The organism is Acinetobacter sp. FY683 (genome assembly GCF_059515885.1).
This window is the reverse complement of record NZ_JCAKNA010000044.1, coordinates 1-14,811: the sequence shown is the minus strand read 5'-3', so window position 1 is coordinate 14,811 and position 14,811 is coordinate 1. Positions and strand designations below refer to the sequence as shown.

Below are 14,811 nucleotides of genomic sequence, written 5' to 3'. Positions count from 1 at the left end.
TAAAAGATAGGTTTTAACACTCCAGAAACTTCTGAGTGGAAAATTGTAACGAATCTACAACCTTATAAAACAATGACTTATATGTTTAAAGTGGAATTAAAATAAGTGATTTCAAGCCAATGGTGTAGAAAAAGACCCCCTAAAAGATAGGTTTTAACACTCCAGAAACTTCTGAGTGGAAAATTGTAACGAATCTACAACCTTATAAAACAATGACTTATATGTTTAAAGTGGAATTAAAATAAGTGATTTCAAGCCAATGGTGTACAAATCCCCCCCAAAAAAGATAGGTTTTAAGTAAGCGTCCGCTGAATCCCACTTTTTCTAACTCATTAATACCGCGATAGTGTCCACTAAATTTTAAGTGGACACCTATTTATGGATTTAAAGACAGTTATAGACAGCACACCAACGCTAAAAAAGCCTCGTCGAACCTTCACGGCTGAATTTAAACATCAACTTATTCAGCAATGCCAGCAGCGACAGTAATATTTTGCTGTTAAAACCATAGGCGAACTCAACAAAAGCGTGGCTGCTGATGTTGATAAAGGGAGTCTATGATCTGGGTCCGATTGAGATCTAGAGAAGTTTCCGAAAGTTTGAATCGGTATATGTGTTATCTAAAAAAACGTAACAACGCCATACATGGTTTGGTCACCATGCGTTCACCCCGACCAAGATTGGTCTCCTGGTCGGAGGTGGACTAAGCAAAAATTAATGGAAGAATAAGGTAAATCAATAGTTTATCTATGGTCAATCTTATTTGAAAAGGGAAATCCCCCTTTGAAATCAAATCGAGTTATATACATGTTGTTTGGCACAACTCAGTATATCGCTACTAGCCTTAATTCTTAGCGAAGATAGATGAAGTGTCACAAGTTAAAAACGAGCTAAGTAGATTTTAGCGAAGAAGATCTTATTTGGAGGTTACCCTCATGAATAATTTATTTATGGTCAGGTTGAATAATCTGAATAAGATTGAGCGGAAAAACTTTAGCGACAATGGATTTAACTTGCTTCAAATTAGCGGTTTTAAAGTATTAGAAAGTCGTAGTTGTGGAACTAAAACATAACCAGAAGTCTGTATTGAGTCTTATGGACACAATTTAAAAATTGTTGAGAGACTCAAATTCACTTCCTTTGTTTTTACAAAGAAATTGATACGTGTTGAAAACCGTATGGTCGTCCCAGTTCGACTTGAAATGTGAACTGGCGTTAGGCAGTAACGAAAAACTCCAAGATTAAGCCCTGCTGGTATTACTGGCAGGGCTTTATTTTTATCAAAATACAGCCTTATTTGCGCTATAAGCTTCATTTTATCTAAAACTACCATTCATCATTAAAAAAAGTAAACAGGGCTAAAAACGCAAAATAGGACGTTTCACGAGAGATTTTAGCGAGTGTCTACGAGCGATATATCAAAAATTCGCGCTTAGATTCTTTGAAAAACATCTTTTCAACATAAAAACTTAAGAAATTAGTCAATCAAATGAAGAAATATGCTTCTCGTTCGAGCGTAGCGAGCATAAAAAAACTTATGAGCGTAGCGAATTCATCGTTGCTTTTGATCTTGCTTTTACTTTTTCTAAAATTCATAACGATATAAACCAAAAATTGCCCCAACGAATCGAACGTAAGTGAGATTCAATAGAGTTTGAGCGTAGCGAAAACATAGGGCAATTTTTCGAAGAAAAGGCTTTTAATTATTTTTAATACTTTTAATGCTTTTATTTTAGCTATAAGCCTTATAGATTAAGAGATATGAAGGCTATAAGACTACAATTTCTTTGCTATAAGACTACAATTTCTTTGCTATAAGACTACAATTTCTTTGCTATAAGACTACAATTTCTTTGCATTAAACTACATTAAATGATAGTGTAGTTTAATTGCTATTAATATCCTCTATAATCATTATGAAAAATGAGTTAGTTGTTAAAGATAATGTACTAATAAATGCAAGTTATAACCTAGAAGTCACAGAACAGCGTCTTATTTTACTTTCTATTATTAGAGCAAGAGAAACAAGCCAAGGTATTTCTTCGGATAGTAAACTTCAAATTCATGCATCTGACTATGCAAGTCGCTTTGATGTAACAAAAGAAGCAGCCTATGATGCCTTAAAAAATGCTGTTAATAGTTTATTTGAAAGAAAATTTTCTTTTAAAGAAACTCATGAAAATACTGGCAAAGAAATTGTAGTCAAATCACGTTGGGTGAGTAGAATTGCATATCTTGATGAACTAGCTATATTAGAAATAACATTTGCTCCAGATGTAGTTCCATTAATCACTCGACTAGAAAAGCACTTTACAAGTTATCAACTAAAACAGGTGGCACAATTAACAAGTAAATATGCTATTCGTTTATATGAAATTCTAATCGCTTGGAAAGGTGTTGGAAAAACACCTATTATTTCCTTAGAAAACTTCCGACACCAATTAGGTTTAGAAGTTAATGAATATAAAAAGATGGTAAATTTTAAAAGCCGAGTATTAGAACCTGCCATTCAACAAATTAATGATTTAACAGATATCAATGTGAAGTATGAACAACATAAATCTGGTAGATCGATTTCAGGCTTTACATTCAAATTAAAACAAAAAAATTTAGATATAAAAAGTAAGCAACAGAATTATACTGAATTAAAGAAAATGACTGACTCTCAAATTAGATTATTTTCTAACAAACTTTCTGAATTACCAGAAATGGGGAAATACTCTCAAGGAAATGAAACATATCAACAATTCGCACTTAGAATTGCTGATATGTTAAGAGATAAGCAAAAAGTTAAAGAACTTCTCCCCTATTTAATGAAAGTTGGATATTTAGAAGCTAATGATCTGGTTACGTAAGTTACCTAACTTATGTAACTTTTTTTATTTTAGCCGCTTACTAAACTTTAAATATTATCTTTTGATTATTACAAATAGATTTTATATTATTAAATTAAATAACTTACGTAAGTGAAATAAAAATGATTATTTTAGTGGGTGGTGAAAAGGGAGGTTCTGGGAAAAGTTGTCTTGCACAAAATTTAGCTGTTTATTTACAACAAAAAAATCGAGATATATTACTTTTAGATGCAGACCCTCAAGGGACTACTACCGATTGGGTTAAAGAACGAGATGAAAATTCAGATCTTCAAAACATCCCATCTGTGCAAGCTGCAGGAAATATACGTCAAGTCTTAGATGATTTATCAAAAAGATACCAAGATATTATTATTGACGCTGGTGGACAAGATTCAGAAGCTCTTCGTTCAGCAATGACTATTGCAACTCATATGCTTTTGCCATTTCGACCTAAACGTCGAGATTTAAAAACACTAGTACATGTTGAACAACTTATTAAATTAGCTAAAGCTGTTAATCCATCACTGATTAGCAGAGCTGTAATTACGCAATGCCCAACTCTACCAAGCCAAGTTCAACGTATTTTAGATGCAAAAGAGGCTTGTGAATCTTTCAATCTACAACCATTACAACAGTTCACAACTAATCGTAATGTATACGATGATGCAGATGAGAATGGACTTTCTGTATTTGAAGTCGATACAGATAAAAAAGCCATCATTGAAATTGAGCAACTTGCAGTAGAATTTTTAGGAGAACTTTAATGGCTCTAAAAGGCTTAACAAAAGCAGCTCAAGAAACGAAATCTACAGATCAACGAATTGAAGAGTTTATTAATGGCTCTTCCAAACGTGTTAAAAATTTAGAAACATCCAAGCAAGTTTATCGTCGATATACATTCTCACTAACAGAAGATGTTAGTAATGAAATAGATGACCTATTAGTCGAGTGCAAAGTAGCTAAAGCGAATCGTTCAATCATTTTAAAGGCAGCACTTCATCAATTACAAAAGCTTTCTCCCGAAGAGTTACAACGTATAGTTATTGAAGAAATTAACCAACTTAAATAAGTTACTTAACTTACGCAACTTATTCAACCAAACCATTAATCTAAACTATACAATTCCGTGAAACAATGATTAAAAATTAGGCGTGGAACGTGAAAAATCCATTAAAAAGCCCCTGACGGTAGGCAGGGGCTTTTCATTATTAGTTATAACATTGATTTATAAAGAATAAAATATTGCATTTCGTATAAGGTGTATTATGTTAATTTTAGAAAATCTTTAAAATTAACCATATAAGATAAAATTTATTTATGCATATAATTTGTTGATATAAATCAATTAATAAAGTATATATCCATTACATATCGGTCATATATATTTTCCATGTTCTCAAATATACAATACCAAAAAAAAATTTATGTTTTTTTTGCTCTCTTAATTCTTTTTTTTGCTTGTACGTTAATGATGAGAGGGGTAGGGATAGAATATCCTGAAGCCAATGCAATTTTTTTATTTATTTTGATTATAATATGCAGCTCATCTAGAAAAGCTTTTTATTATTTTATTATTCCACTAATCTCAATTTATGCGATTTATACTCCTGTTGGCTTATCCTTTGGTGCTATTTCATATCAATCAATAGCTTCAATCGTGGCAACAGATATAAATGAATCTTTTGAATTTCTTAACAATATTCCTATTTTGGATTATTTTTTAGGATTCATTATAGTTCCATCTGTTCTGATTTATTATAAGATAATTAAAAAATTAAATATTAACTTTTATAGAAATAAGACATTCTTAATAATCTGTATAATTTTAGCTATGTTACAACACTCCCCATTCCAAATTTTTAAAGATAGTAATGCAGCAATAGAATCAGTTAAGCATGAAATAAATATTTTAAATAATTTAAATAATAAAAGTACTTGGGGAAATTCAAAATTAAATAATTCAAATTACAACACTTATGTTCTTATTATTGGTGAAAGTTCTAGAAGAGATTATCTTAATGCTTATGGATATCCAATTAAAAATACTCCTTTTCTTTCCAATTCTAATGGGATATTAGTAGATGGATTAACTGCTGCTGGTAATAATACAGTATCTAGTTTACGACTAATGCTTACACAATCAACAATTGATAACCAACCACAATATGATAAAAATTTTATAGATTTAGCAAATCAAGTGGGTATAGAAACTTATTGGTTATCAAATCAAGGGTTTATTGGAAAATATGATACTCCTATTACCGCTATTGCTAAAAAAAGTGCACATACATTTTTTCTTAAAAAAGGGCCTTATGATTCTTTAAATACTAGTGATTATCTACTTATTCCTGAATTTAAAAAACTTATTACTAATAAAAACAAAAAATTAATAGTCATTCACTTATATGGATCACATCCAAACGCATGTGATCGAATCGAAGACTACCCTATAATATTAAATGATGTTGAACCTAAATATGATGAAATCAATTGCTACATTTCATCTATTAAAAAAACTGATGAAATATTACAAGATATATATACATCATTACTTGATATTAAAAAGAAAGATAATATAAGTTTTTCAATGTTATATTTTTCTGATCATGGATTATCATCAAAAAATGATAATGAAAAAGTAGTATTAAGAGTTGGCAATAAAAAACAATCTTATCAAACACCACTCTTTATGGTGAATTCAGATTCAATTAATCGTAAAGAATGCAAATCATTTAAGTCAGGACTCAATTTCACCAATGGCATAGCTAATTGGCTTGGTATTTCCAATCAACAATTACCTAAATATTCCTTATTCGATTGCAAAGATGATAATAATCAGAATGATCATCAAATAATGCTTAATAATGCTCAAAATGATGTACCTATTCAATTTTAGAGTTATACACTTACCTTTAAAAACGTCAAAGGTAGGTGTCTATTTAACATAATGGTGATTATACGAAGCACACTTGTATATTAATTGGAATATCAAGCACTTATTCAAATCAGAAAAATCCAAAAATCACAAAAAAGCCGACTTGGAAACAAGTCGGCTTTTTTGTGAGCAGTTTTGATACTTCTTGCCAAGAAAATCGATTAGTAAACAATCAAAGTGATAATACAAAGCATAATCCCATATGTTTTATATGCCTTTTTTATACAGAAATAATCCCCAATTTCTGCGGATAAATCTTGGGATAAAAATCAGCCAATTTTGTACGCCTAGGCGCACATGGATTAAAGCCCTTTGCGCCTATACCACTTCACAATAATTTCCTATCATGGGGACATAGAGAGCAGGATGCTCAAGATAAGAATAACAACAGATAGAACAAGGAATGTCAGGTACGACAGGAGTCAGACCTAAGCACCAAATACGTAAAAAAGCCCAACAGGATGTTGGGCTTTTTTATTGCCTATCATTTCTCATTTGCAAAGCAAGCCTAATTCACTTAAAATATAGACTATAATCTATATTTTGGTTGTGGTATGTGGACAGTCATTACGACAGATCTATTTAATGAATGGCTTGAACAGCAGGATGAATCGACACAAGAGAAGGTCTTAGCTGCTTTGGTTGTTCTGCAACAACAGGGCCCGAGTTTAGGCCGCCCTTTAGTGGATACCGTCTATGACTCTAAATTTACCAACATGAAAGAGCTTCGTGTTCAACATCGTGGTAAACCACTCCGGGCTTTTTTTGCATTTGATCCATTGCGTCAGGCCATTGTGCTTTGTATTGGTGATAAAGGCGGTAAAAAGCGATTCTATACAGAGATGCTGGCGATTGCAGACCAACAATATGAACTTCATCTCTCAACATTAGGAGAACAATCTAATGGCTAAAACTTTGCAAGAATTATTAGCTAAACGCTCTCCAGAGAGCCAAGCTCGTATTCAAAAAATGGCTGATGAATTGCTACTAGAAAATCAGCTTTACCTTATCCGTGAAGAACTCGAAATATCTCAAAAAGAACTGGCTGAAAATTTGGGAATAAAACAGCCATCGCTTTCAGCAATAGAAAATCGTGGGAATGATCTTAAGATTTCGACCATGAAAAAGTATGTTGAAGCAATGGGGGGGAAACTCCGTATTGATGTAGAACTTCCAACAGGAAAACATATAGGATTCAATGTTTAACAATAAAAAAGGCAACTTAAGTTGCCTTTTTTATTTCGCATAATATGTATTATGTTAATTTTAGAAAAACTTTAAAGTATAGATCTAATGACTAAAAATATTGATTATGTTTGCTTAGTTCCATCCAACTTAGTATTACCAGATATTGGTTATAAATATAGAGAAATAAACATTAATTTATTACGCTCTTTACAAAATAATGAAATTTGGTTTGCACAACTTGAATCCTTCAATGACCCATTTGAACCTTCTCGAATTTTTTCTGGAACTCCATACGGTAATTTACTAAAAATGAATATAGATAGATCAGGTATCCTTTGTTTGTGTAAAAACAATTTAAATTTGCCAATGTGGTCATATTATGGAAATGGATTGAGGGGAATTACTATTGGTTATAATACGGAAGAACTTCTGAAAACATTAAAACCTGTTTATCCTCACAATAATGAAATAACGCCAAGATGGCGTTATGTTTTTGATATGAAGTATGATGACAACGAGTTAGGTCAGATTGAGGAAATGAAATTATTACTAAATAATGAACAAACTGATACAGAACGCCAAAAGATGATTGCCACAAAATCTAATGCTTATAGTCATGAAGAGGAGTTTAGAATAGTCATACAACCACAAGCAACCTTTCTTGATGAGGATCCTACTCCCCAATGGCTTAGTACAAGTGGATTATATAAACACAGTCCAGAGAGCATACAAGAAATTGTCTTTGGTGAACTTTGTTCTAGCTCAGATAAAAAGCTTATAAAGCAAATTTTTATTAATAAAAAAATAAATTATAAAGAAGTAATTCGCTCTAAAAATAGTTTTCAACTTAAATTACAAGATGATCTGGAATAAATTATCTATAAAGATACAACAGCCTGCCACATTGTAAAATGTGGCAGTGTCATAAACATAAAATGATATATTCAGATTTAATACTATTTTTTGAGCTCATATATTATTGATAAAAAAGCCACTTGCTATCATGCACTTGCTAACAATTCATCATCATCTATTTGATTTTCAAAATCTAATTCATCAAACAGTTTGTCTGGGAATCTTTCATTTTCTATAGCAAGAGGATCATCATTTTTCTTATTAGAGAAGACTTGTTGCTGTAAAGCTTGTGTCTTTCTGAAATCTCGTGCTTCTGCCAATTTTGTAAATTGAATATCATGATTCAACTCTTGAGTAGCACTTGCTACTTCTTCTAAAGAGACATTAAAGAATTCTTTTCTACCATTAACTAGATTAACCCTTTGATATCTAAATTTTTTATGTAAGTTATTCTCAAGCTCTGGAGCATTTTCAGAATAGACCATTGCATGAATATCAAAAGGAAACGGAACAGATGCCCCACTTAACTCTCTAACTCGATCTGAAGGTTCTAATCGTCTTGTCATCCCAATTTTGAATATGTTTTCTCCAAAAGAACCAATATTAGAAATGATATAAACGTACCCTGCCTTGGTAATTTGAGCCATAGAAATAGCTCTATTTTTTAATTCGATAATTTCTCTTAGCTTTTCATCAAGTTTCTGAATTTTTGCATTTAACTCATCTTTTTCTAATCCATATTTTTCAACAAGTTCTGATCGAGCCTTTTCTAATGCTTTTGTATATCTAGCTTCTTCCTTTTCAGCCTCTTTACGAGCAGCCTCCATTTCCTTTAAAGATCTTTCTTCTTCACGTATTTGCTCACGAATTCTTCGTTGTTCTTCTTTTTCTTCATAAAGTTTTTCTTGATATTCATGCGTAAGCCATAATTCTTTCAAACGTACTTCTAAATATTCTTCATTTAATTCAATATAATGTGTTTTTCCAAGACTATTAATTGCATCAAATGACTTCCGAATTCTTTCCTCCATAGACTGTACGTTATTCCAACGTACTTTAAGCAAAGCAGCATCACATTCACCATTAAAAGCTCTTAGCATTATTTTTGTATAGTGACGGGTTTGTTTTCTTCCCTCAACAACACTTCCATTTACAGTCCACTTTGTGTGAGCTGTTACAGCTAAGTCACTCTTTACCATCTGCTTTCTTTCAGCGTAGCAGCTGTCTAAATCCTCTTTAAATTTTTCTGGCGTATCATAATTAAAATGAGGTTCATATAAACCAAATGAATATATATCTAATCTTTCTTCAAGAATCGCTAGCTCCTTAAGTAAGGATGTATAACGTTCACGACCTTTTTTGTATTTATTTTCCAGTTTTTCCCATTTTTCATACAGATTTTTACATTGATTTTGCAATAATGAGATGTCAGAAATAATTTGAACGGAAAGATCTAACTCCTCTTGGGATGACGTCGGTTTTTGTTTAAATGCAGATAACTCAGAATTCAGAGTATTGATTTGTTCCATTAACAAATCCCTAGAATGCTGTAATTGTCTCAGATCTTTTTCTGATAGGCTGAATAAACTTTCAGAGGATTCTAAAGCAGTATACGTACTCTCAATTTCTTCATTCTTTATTAAAACTTCCGATTCTAATAGCTGATTTGTTCTTTTAAGTTCAGATAGCTCCAAATTTAAAAAATTAATTTGCTCTATCAATAGATTTCTAGAATCCTGCACCGGCCCCAAATCACTTTTAGGTAGATTCAATATTCTTTCAAATTCTTTATTATTTGGTTCTAATAGCTGATTATTTCTCTTAAATTTAGATAACTCAGAATTCAGAGTATTGATTTGTTCCATTAACAAATCCCTAGAATGCTGTAATTGTCTCAGATCTTTTTCTGATAGGCTGAATAAACTTTCAGAGGATTCTAAAGCAGTGTACGTACTCTCAATTTCTTCATTTTTTGATGAAAGCTCACGTTCTAGTTTTCTTGTTTCAAGCAAAAAAAATTCTTTTTCATTTTCTACTTGCCGGGTCATCTCACTTAATTGCTTGTATTTTTGATTGACCTTAAATATTTTTCTTGATTGATAAATAATAATTAGCAAAAAAAGAAAGGAAAAAAAATATATATAATAGTTAGATAACACGCTACTCATTCCTAAAAACACTGCTATTCAATCACTATGCTATATTATTGAATACTTAATAAATAGGTTGAAATAGAGATGAAACGTCTTAAAGATTATCAAGTTGAAAGTAGAAGAACACGTTCAGCTATGGCAGGCCAAGTTTTATCTATGCAATTCAGTAATGATGATGCAACTAAACGTATTGTTATGCACAGTGCTAAGCGTGTAATTCGTCAACACAAAGAAGAAATTCAAGCATTGGCATATAAATGAGCCTAATCTCATCAACTTTTGTAATAGCTGTTCATGACGAGATTCTTAAAGAAACTGGAGTTGGGCGAGAAGGCTGCCACAAAGATAAACTTAAAGGTGTGCTAAGTAGAATCGATCAGCAGATGTATTACAACAATGTTAAAGATTTATTTGAAATAGCTGCTTGGTATGGTATCGCTATAGCAAAGGGGCATGCATTCGTTGATGGTAATAAACGTACTGGTTTAGCAACAATGCTAACTTTTTTAGAGATTCAAGGTGTTTCAATTAAAGATGAGTCAGGGCTTGATGACCTTATGGTTGATATTGTTGAATCACAAGATGAACATGAAATATTAGCTTTAAGGGTTTCAGATTTTCTGTATGAAATATCTGAAATATGAAAAAGAAACAAAGCTATCTATTGAGATAGCTTTTTTATTTAACATAAAATCTCTTATGCGAATCGAAAAATGGGAGCCTTTAGCTCCCATTTTTTATTTTTTTTCATGTTCTTTGTAGTACTGATGTGCTCTTTTGGAATTATGCTTCCAACTTTTCGCAACGTCATAGACATAAGTTGGTAAGTCATCCCAATCATGAGGTAAGCCCGTACCACGTGCGACACGAAGTTTAAGCGGATAGTCTTTATATTCAATGCGATGTAGAAAATAAAAACTACGCTCTTGATGAGTGCTAAATTTCTTAAATACAGAACTTCTGACATTCGGATAAATTTCCCAAAAGTAGTCATGGCGGGTACTCTGTATTGATTTTCTATACTGATGTTTCAGTTTTTTCATTGTTCCTCCTAGGTAACATTACCTAGAAGGGATCCTCTGCAAAATAGTACATCGTCTTTAGTCCTATGAATCAAAAATTAATATTTAAAAATACCACAAAGTAGTATAAAATTAACTACTACAAGGTAGTATGAATGCAAGAAATGTATACAATATGTGAAACTCCATTATTTACTAAATACTGTCTTGTTTATTGGACTCAGGAAGAATATGAAGAATTTAAAACATTCTTAGCACTAAATCCTGAAGCTGGGGATGTAGAACCCAATTCAGGCGGTATTCGTAAGATTAGATGGACGAGTGGCGGTAGAGGCAAAAGTGGTGGTGTTAGAGTCATCTACTTTAATCGTTTAACAAATGGAGAGATTTGGCTATTAACCTTGTACAGTAAAAAGCAAACGGTACAACTTAGTAAGAAAACTCTTCAAGCATTGGTGGAGAAATTAAATGACTCGTTTAATGACTGAAAAAGAACTTCAGGCTTTTGAAGCAACTAGAGATATTGAAGCTGAAATCTTACAAGGCATCGACGACATGCTTGCCAATAATGCAGCGAAGCGAACAGTCATCACTGAGACAGATGTGGCACTAGCTCGTAGAAAGGCGCAACTAACACAAGATCAGTTTGCCAAGATTCTTGGCGTATCAAGACGTACCCTTGAATCATGGGAACAAGGTGTGAGAAGACCATCAGGCGCAGCCACATCGCTTATTCGGTTATTTATTGTTGATCCAAAATTTGTAAAAGAAAGTCTGGCTTAATTTATATAGCTCTTACTAGAGAGCTATTGACTATATTATTTAAGGTTTTTTATGAAACACTTAGAATTTGTAGGAAAAAGTACCGAATATATCGGCTATACCCATGTTGAAATTATCAATAGTTCACTACGCTTATCTTTCAACGTCCCATCAACAAATGATCTAAAAGAAACTTTTAAAAAGATGGTCGAAAATAACTATGATTTACTAATGGAAACATCAGATAAAATAGAATTTGAATTAGATAATGACGTTCTTAAAAAAATTGAAAAAATAACGAAAGAACAAGATATTGAGTTTGAAGAGTATGTGCAAAATGCATTGATTAAGCTTATTAACCAATGTGAATTAACTACTGATCTGCATTAATTTAGGCAATAAAAAAGCCCAACATCCTGTTGGGCTTTTTTACATATTTGATGCTTTAGGTATAACTCCTGTCGTACCTTTAACATTTCCTTGTTCTTTGGTTTATTTTTATTTTATGGAGCATCCTGCTCTCTATATATTCATGATAAGAAATTGTGTTCCATGGGTATATTGGCAAAATCCCTAAATCACTGTACGCCTAGGCGTACAACACATTTAAATTATCCCAAGATTTGTCCGCAGAAATTGGGGATAATTTAAGCACTGGATGAATTGATAACACAGGTGAAACGCCTGATTTGGTCAAAAAACAATCAAATTTATTGGCAGGAAATATCAAAAGTGTTTATAAAAAAGCCGACTTGTTTCCAAGTCGGCTCATCACTGCATTTTTTATTTTGAAAGCAACTTTAACTTATTGATATTACGAAAATATTAAAAGAGTACTTCGGATAATGGCCATTATGTTAAATGGGAGTGAAATTAGTGGAAAATTCAATTTTTATAAATTTCAGATAAGAGATTTTATGTTAAATAATTGATAAAAATTAAAAAGCCAGATCACTCCGGCTTTTTCTAATTTCCTAAATAAAGCTAATCACTTAGCTAGTAGTAAAGTTATATAATCCCTATATCTTTCAGGCGGTAAGTTATTGATTAATTTCAGACTCAGAAAATATTTTCCATTTTTTGGATAAAAAGATCTTCTTTGATATTACTGTCTTTGACGAGTTCTTTAGCTTCTTTAATGATTAATTCTAATCGTATTAATAACCTTGCTGCAAAGTCATTTGCTTAGGTAATACTCCCGAAAATTAGTCTTATAATTTTGAATTATTTCCTATATAAACTATGGAGTTCCATAGTTTATAGGTTGATAACGAACGATGTCTAAGATTTCAAAACAAGATATTTGGATTATTTTAGCTGGATATCTAGCAGCTCTTAATGTCGGAAAATTATCTCCTATTATTCCAATTTTGCAGAAAGAACTAAATTTAAGTTTTACACAAGCAGCTCTTTCTCTTTCATTAGTTCAAGGGGCAGGAATGCTTTTTGCCTTTAGTATCGGCGCACTTTCAGAAAAAGTTGGACTAAAACGCTGTCTTGTTTTTGGAGTAACGATTTTAGGAGTGAGTAGCTTAGCTGGATTTTATATTGATAACGTTATATCGCTATACCTTTTTAGATTTGGTGAAGGTATTGGATTTCTTACAATTTCTATCTGTGCACCAGCAATATTGAAACGTATTAGTCAACCAGAAACACTTAATTTTAAGTTAGGACTTTGGAGCTCATATATGGGAGTAGGAGTTAGTTTAGCTGTATTCACTATTCCAATTTTATTAGAGTGGTTATTATGGCAAGAAGTCTGGGCAATTTTAGGTTTAATCAGTATCTTTGTTGCTGTCATGATTCAAATTTTCTTAAAAATAGATTCAAACCATACAAAAGATATGGTTCAACAATCTTCTTTTTGGGAAATTGTGAAAGTTACGATTACTCACCCTCCAATTCTGTGTTTAGCTGTAATATTTTCTTGTTATACCAGTCAATGGATTACTGTTGTAGGCTTTTTGCCAAGTATGTATGTATCTGAAAATATAGCCCTTAGAACGGCAGGAATGCTTACTTCGATTGTAGTTGTTGCTAATTTAGTAGGAACTTTTGGTGCAGGGGCTTTACTTCAACGGGGTATTTTACCTTCACGCTTATTAAATTTCGGTTTAATAAGTATGCTTGTAACTAGTATTTTAACTTTTGCTATGACTAATTGGTTAGCTTTTGAGTTGCAATATTTAAGTGCAATTTTATTTTCTTTACTTGGTGGTATTATTCCTACGACTGTATTTGCCATCACTTTAGATTTTGCACCCCGCGTAAATGCAGCAGCAGCTAGTGTAGGACTTGTTCTTCAGATCTCTGCTCTTGCACAATTTCTAATACCTCCTTTTAGTGCCTCGCTTGTATCTCAATCTCAACAATGGTTAAACATTGCTGTAGTCACTACAGCAATTTCTATTCTAGGTCTGATGATGGTGTATATCTTATTTAATCATTATTCTAAAAAAGTTAGAAATGAATATGTTTGATGTGTGCTGAATTAGCTAGTCAATTTTTTAAAATTAACATAATACAGCTTATACGAAATGCCCTTAATCAAGGGCATTTTTAGCCTCTACTTAACATAAAATTTCTTATACGAAGCCAATAAAAAGACTAGAGCTACTGATGTAAATCATCTCTAAAAGATAGGTCTTAACAGTCCAAAAACTTTTGAGTGGAAAATTGAGTAAGTAATCAAAGTTATAAAAAAAACAATAACTTATATATTTAAAGTGAAATTAAAGTAAGTAATTTTAAGCTAAAGGTGTAGAAAAAGACCCCCTAAAAGATAGGTTTTAACACTCCAGAAACTTTTGAGTGGAAAATTGTAACGAAGATATAATATTATAAAACAATGACTTATGTGTTTAAAGTGGAATTAAAATAAGTGATTTTAAGCCAATGGTGTACAAATCCCCCCCCTAAAAGATAGGTTTTAACACTCCAGAAACTTCTGAGTGGAAAATTGTAACGAATCTACAACCTTATAAAACAATGACTTATATGTTTAAAGTGGAATTAAAATAAGTGATTTCAAGCCAATG

The 14,811-nt window shown here is 31.9% G+C and carries 15 protein-coding genes; 13 read left to right on the top strand and 2 right to left on the bottom strand.

Annotation, left to right across the window (positions count from 1 at the left end):
- Positions 1-1,916: 1,916 nt before the first annotated feature.
- From repM to AC5YDH_RS14225, 7 genes are all read left to right on the top strand, one after another.
- Positions 1,917-2,855 carry a replication initiation protein RepM gene (gene repM / locus AC5YDH_RS14255; RefSeq protein ID WP_496120438.1) on the top strand — a complete coding sequence of 313 codons (939 nt, stop codon included), beginning with the start codon at positions 1,917-1,919 and terminating at the stop codon, positions 2,853-2,855.
- A gap of 122 nt (positions 2,856-2,977) precedes the next feature.
- Positions 2,978-3,619, top strand: coding sequence for an AAA family ATPase (locus AC5YDH_RS14250; RefSeq protein ID WP_496120436.1), 642 nt, complete (start codon positions 2,978-2,980; stop codon positions 3,617-3,619).
- The gene (locus AC5YDH_RS14245) at positions 3,619-3,924 is read left to right on the top strand and encodes a hypothetical protein (RefSeq protein WP_496120434.1); all 306 of its coding nucleotides are present in this window, start codon (positions 3,619-3,621) and stop codon (positions 3,922-3,924) included. Before AC5YDH_RS14250 ends, AC5YDH_RS14245 begins: the two co-directional genes overlap by 1 nt.
- Before the next feature lie 321 nt (positions 3,925-4,245).
- Positions 4,246-5,751, top strand: coding sequence for a phosphoethanolamine transferase (locus AC5YDH_RS14240; protein ID WP_496120432.1), 1,506 nt, complete (start codon positions 4,246-4,248; stop codon positions 5,749-5,751).
- Between the two features lie 593 nt (positions 5,752-6,344).
- Complete coding sequence (locus AC5YDH_RS14235) at positions 6,345-6,701, top strand: type II toxin-antitoxin system RelE/ParE family toxin (protein WP_000269907.1); 357 nt, start codon at positions 6,345-6,347, stop codon at positions 6,699-6,701.
- Complete coding sequence (locus AC5YDH_RS14230) at positions 6,694-6,996, top strand: helix-turn-helix domain-containing protein (protein ID WP_496120430.1); 303 nt, start codon at positions 6,694-6,696, stop codon at positions 6,994-6,996. Before AC5YDH_RS14235 ends, AC5YDH_RS14230 begins: the two co-directional genes overlap by 8 nt.
- 87 nt (positions 6,997-7,083) lie before the next feature.
- Positions 7,084-7,851, top strand: a complete 768-nt coding sequence (locus AC5YDH_RS14225) for a DUF2971 domain-containing protein (RefSeq protein WP_496120428.1) — start codon at positions 7,084-7,086, stop codon at positions 7,849-7,851.
- A gap of 128 nt (positions 7,852-7,979) precedes the next feature.
- Here the strand turns inward: AC5YDH_RS14225 and AC5YDH_RS14220 are convergent, their stop codons facing one another.
- Positions 7,980-10,001 carry an SNIPE associated domain-containing protein gene (locus tag AC5YDH_RS14220; protein WP_496120426.1) on the bottom strand — a complete coding sequence of 674 codons (2,022 nt, stop codon included), beginning with the start codon at positions 9,999-10,001 and terminating at the stop codon, positions 7,980-7,982.
- 69 nt (positions 10,002-10,070) lie between these two features.
- Here AC5YDH_RS14220 and AC5YDH_RS14215 point away from each other — a divergent pair, with 69 nt between their 5' ends.
- Together AC5YDH_RS14215 and AC5YDH_RS14210 are read left to right on the top strand one after the other, a co-directional pair.
- Positions 10,071-10,247, top strand: coding sequence for a hypothetical protein (locus AC5YDH_RS14215; protein WP_496120424.1), 177 nt, complete (start codon positions 10,071-10,073; stop codon positions 10,245-10,247).
- Positions 10,244-10,630, top strand: coding sequence for a type II toxin-antitoxin system death-on-curing family toxin (locus tag AC5YDH_RS14210; RefSeq protein WP_496120422.1), 387 nt, complete (start codon positions 10,244-10,246; stop codon positions 10,628-10,630). Before AC5YDH_RS14215 ends, AC5YDH_RS14210 begins: the two co-directional genes overlap by 4 nt.
- 93 nt (positions 10,631-10,723) lie before the next feature.
- Here the strand turns inward: AC5YDH_RS14210 and AC5YDH_RS14205 are convergent, their stop codons facing one another.
- Positions 10,724-11,029, bottom strand: a complete 306-nt coding sequence (locus AC5YDH_RS14205; RefSeq protein WP_496120420.1) for a hypothetical protein — start codon at positions 11,027-11,029, stop codon at positions 10,724-10,726.
- A gap of 143 nt (positions 11,030-11,172) precedes the next feature.
- On the opposite strand from AC5YDH_RS14205, the gene AC5YDH_RS14200 reads away from it, so the two are divergent.
- The 4 genes from AC5YDH_RS14200 to AC5YDH_RS14185 all read left to right on the top strand — a co-directional run bounded on the left by AC5YDH_RS14200 (position 11,173) and on the right by AC5YDH_RS14185 (position 14,253).
- A complete protein-coding gene (locus AC5YDH_RS14200; RefSeq protein ID WP_000288001.1) occupies positions 11,173-11,496 on the top strand; it encodes a type II toxin-antitoxin system RelE/ParE family toxin in 324 nt (107 codons plus the stop codon).
- The gene (locus tag AC5YDH_RS14195; protein WP_218699381.1) at positions 11,477-11,791 is read left to right on the top strand and encodes a helix-turn-helix domain-containing protein; all 315 of its coding nucleotides are present in this window, start codon (positions 11,477-11,479) and stop codon (positions 11,789-11,791) included. Before AC5YDH_RS14200 ends, AC5YDH_RS14195 begins: the two co-directional genes overlap by 20 nt.
- Positions 11,792-11,842: 51 nt before the next feature.
- Positions 11,843-12,160, top strand: coding sequence for a hypothetical protein (locus AC5YDH_RS14190; protein ID WP_496120417.1), 318 nt, complete (start codon positions 11,843-11,845; stop codon positions 12,158-12,160).
- A gap of 887 nt (positions 12,161-13,047) precedes the next feature.
- Positions 13,048-14,253, top strand: a complete 1,206-nt coding sequence (locus AC5YDH_RS14185) for an MFS transporter (RefSeq protein WP_496120415.1) — start codon at positions 13,048-13,050, stop codon at positions 14,251-14,253.
- Positions 14,254-14,811: the final 558 nt, after the last annotated feature.

Bases quoted from the DNA above. Each gene is read 5' to 3' on its own strand.
- repM (WP_496120438.1), top strand. From the start codon at position 1,917: ATGAAAAATGAGTTAGTTGTTAAAGATAATGTACTAATAAATGCAAGT.
- AC5YDH_RS14190 (WP_496120417.1), top strand. From the start codon at position 11,843: ATGAAACACTTAGAATTTGTAGGAAAAAGTACCGAATATATCGGCTAT.
- AC5YDH_RS14230 (WP_496120430.1), top strand. From the start codon at position 6,694: ATGGCTAAAACTTTGCAAGAATTATTAGCTAAACGCTCTCCAGAGAGC.
- AC5YDH_RS14205 (WP_496120420.1), bottom strand. From the start codon at position 11,029: ATGAAAAAACTGAAACATCAGTATAGAAAATCAATACAGAGTACCCGC.
- AC5YDH_RS14225 (WP_496120428.1), top strand. From the start codon at position 7,084: ATGACTAAAAATATTGATTATGTTTGCTTAGTTCCATCCAACTTAGTA.
- AC5YDH_RS14250 (WP_496120436.1), top strand. From the start codon at position 2,978: ATGATTATTTTAGTGGGTGGTGAAAAGGGAGGTTCTGGGAAAAGTTGT.
- AC5YDH_RS14195 (WP_218699381.1), top strand. From the start codon at position 11,477: ATGACTCGTTTAATGACTGAAAAAGAACTTCAGGCTTTTGAAGCAACT.
- AC5YDH_RS14215 (WP_496120424.1), top strand. From the start codon at position 10,071: ATGAAACGTCTTAAAGATTATCAAGTTGAAAGTAGAAGAACACGTTCA.
- AC5YDH_RS14210 (WP_496120422.1), top strand. From the start codon at position 10,244: ATGAGCCTAATCTCATCAACTTTTGTAATAGCTGTTCATGACGAGATT.
- AC5YDH_RS14235 (WP_000269907.1), top strand. From the start codon at position 6,345: ATGTGGACAGTCATTACGACAGATCTATTTAATGAATGGCTTGAACAG.
- AC5YDH_RS14245 (WP_496120434.1), top strand. From the start codon at position 3,619: ATGGCTCTAAAAGGCTTAACAAAAGCAGCTCAAGAAACGAAATCTACA.
- AC5YDH_RS14185 (WP_496120415.1), top strand. From the start codon at position 13,048: ATGTCTAAGATTTCAAAACAAGATATTTGGATTATTTTAGCTGGATAT.
- AC5YDH_RS14220 (WP_496120426.1), bottom strand. From the start codon at position 10,001: ATGAGTAGCGTGTTATCTAACTATTATATATATTTTTTTTCCTTTCTT.
- AC5YDH_RS14240 (WP_496120432.1), top strand. From the start codon at position 4,246: ATGTTCTCAAATATACAATACCAAAAAAAAATTTATGTTTTTTTTGCT.
- AC5YDH_RS14200 (WP_000288001.1), top strand. From the start codon at position 11,173: ATGTATACAATATGTGAAACTCCATTATTTACTAAATACTGTCTTGTT.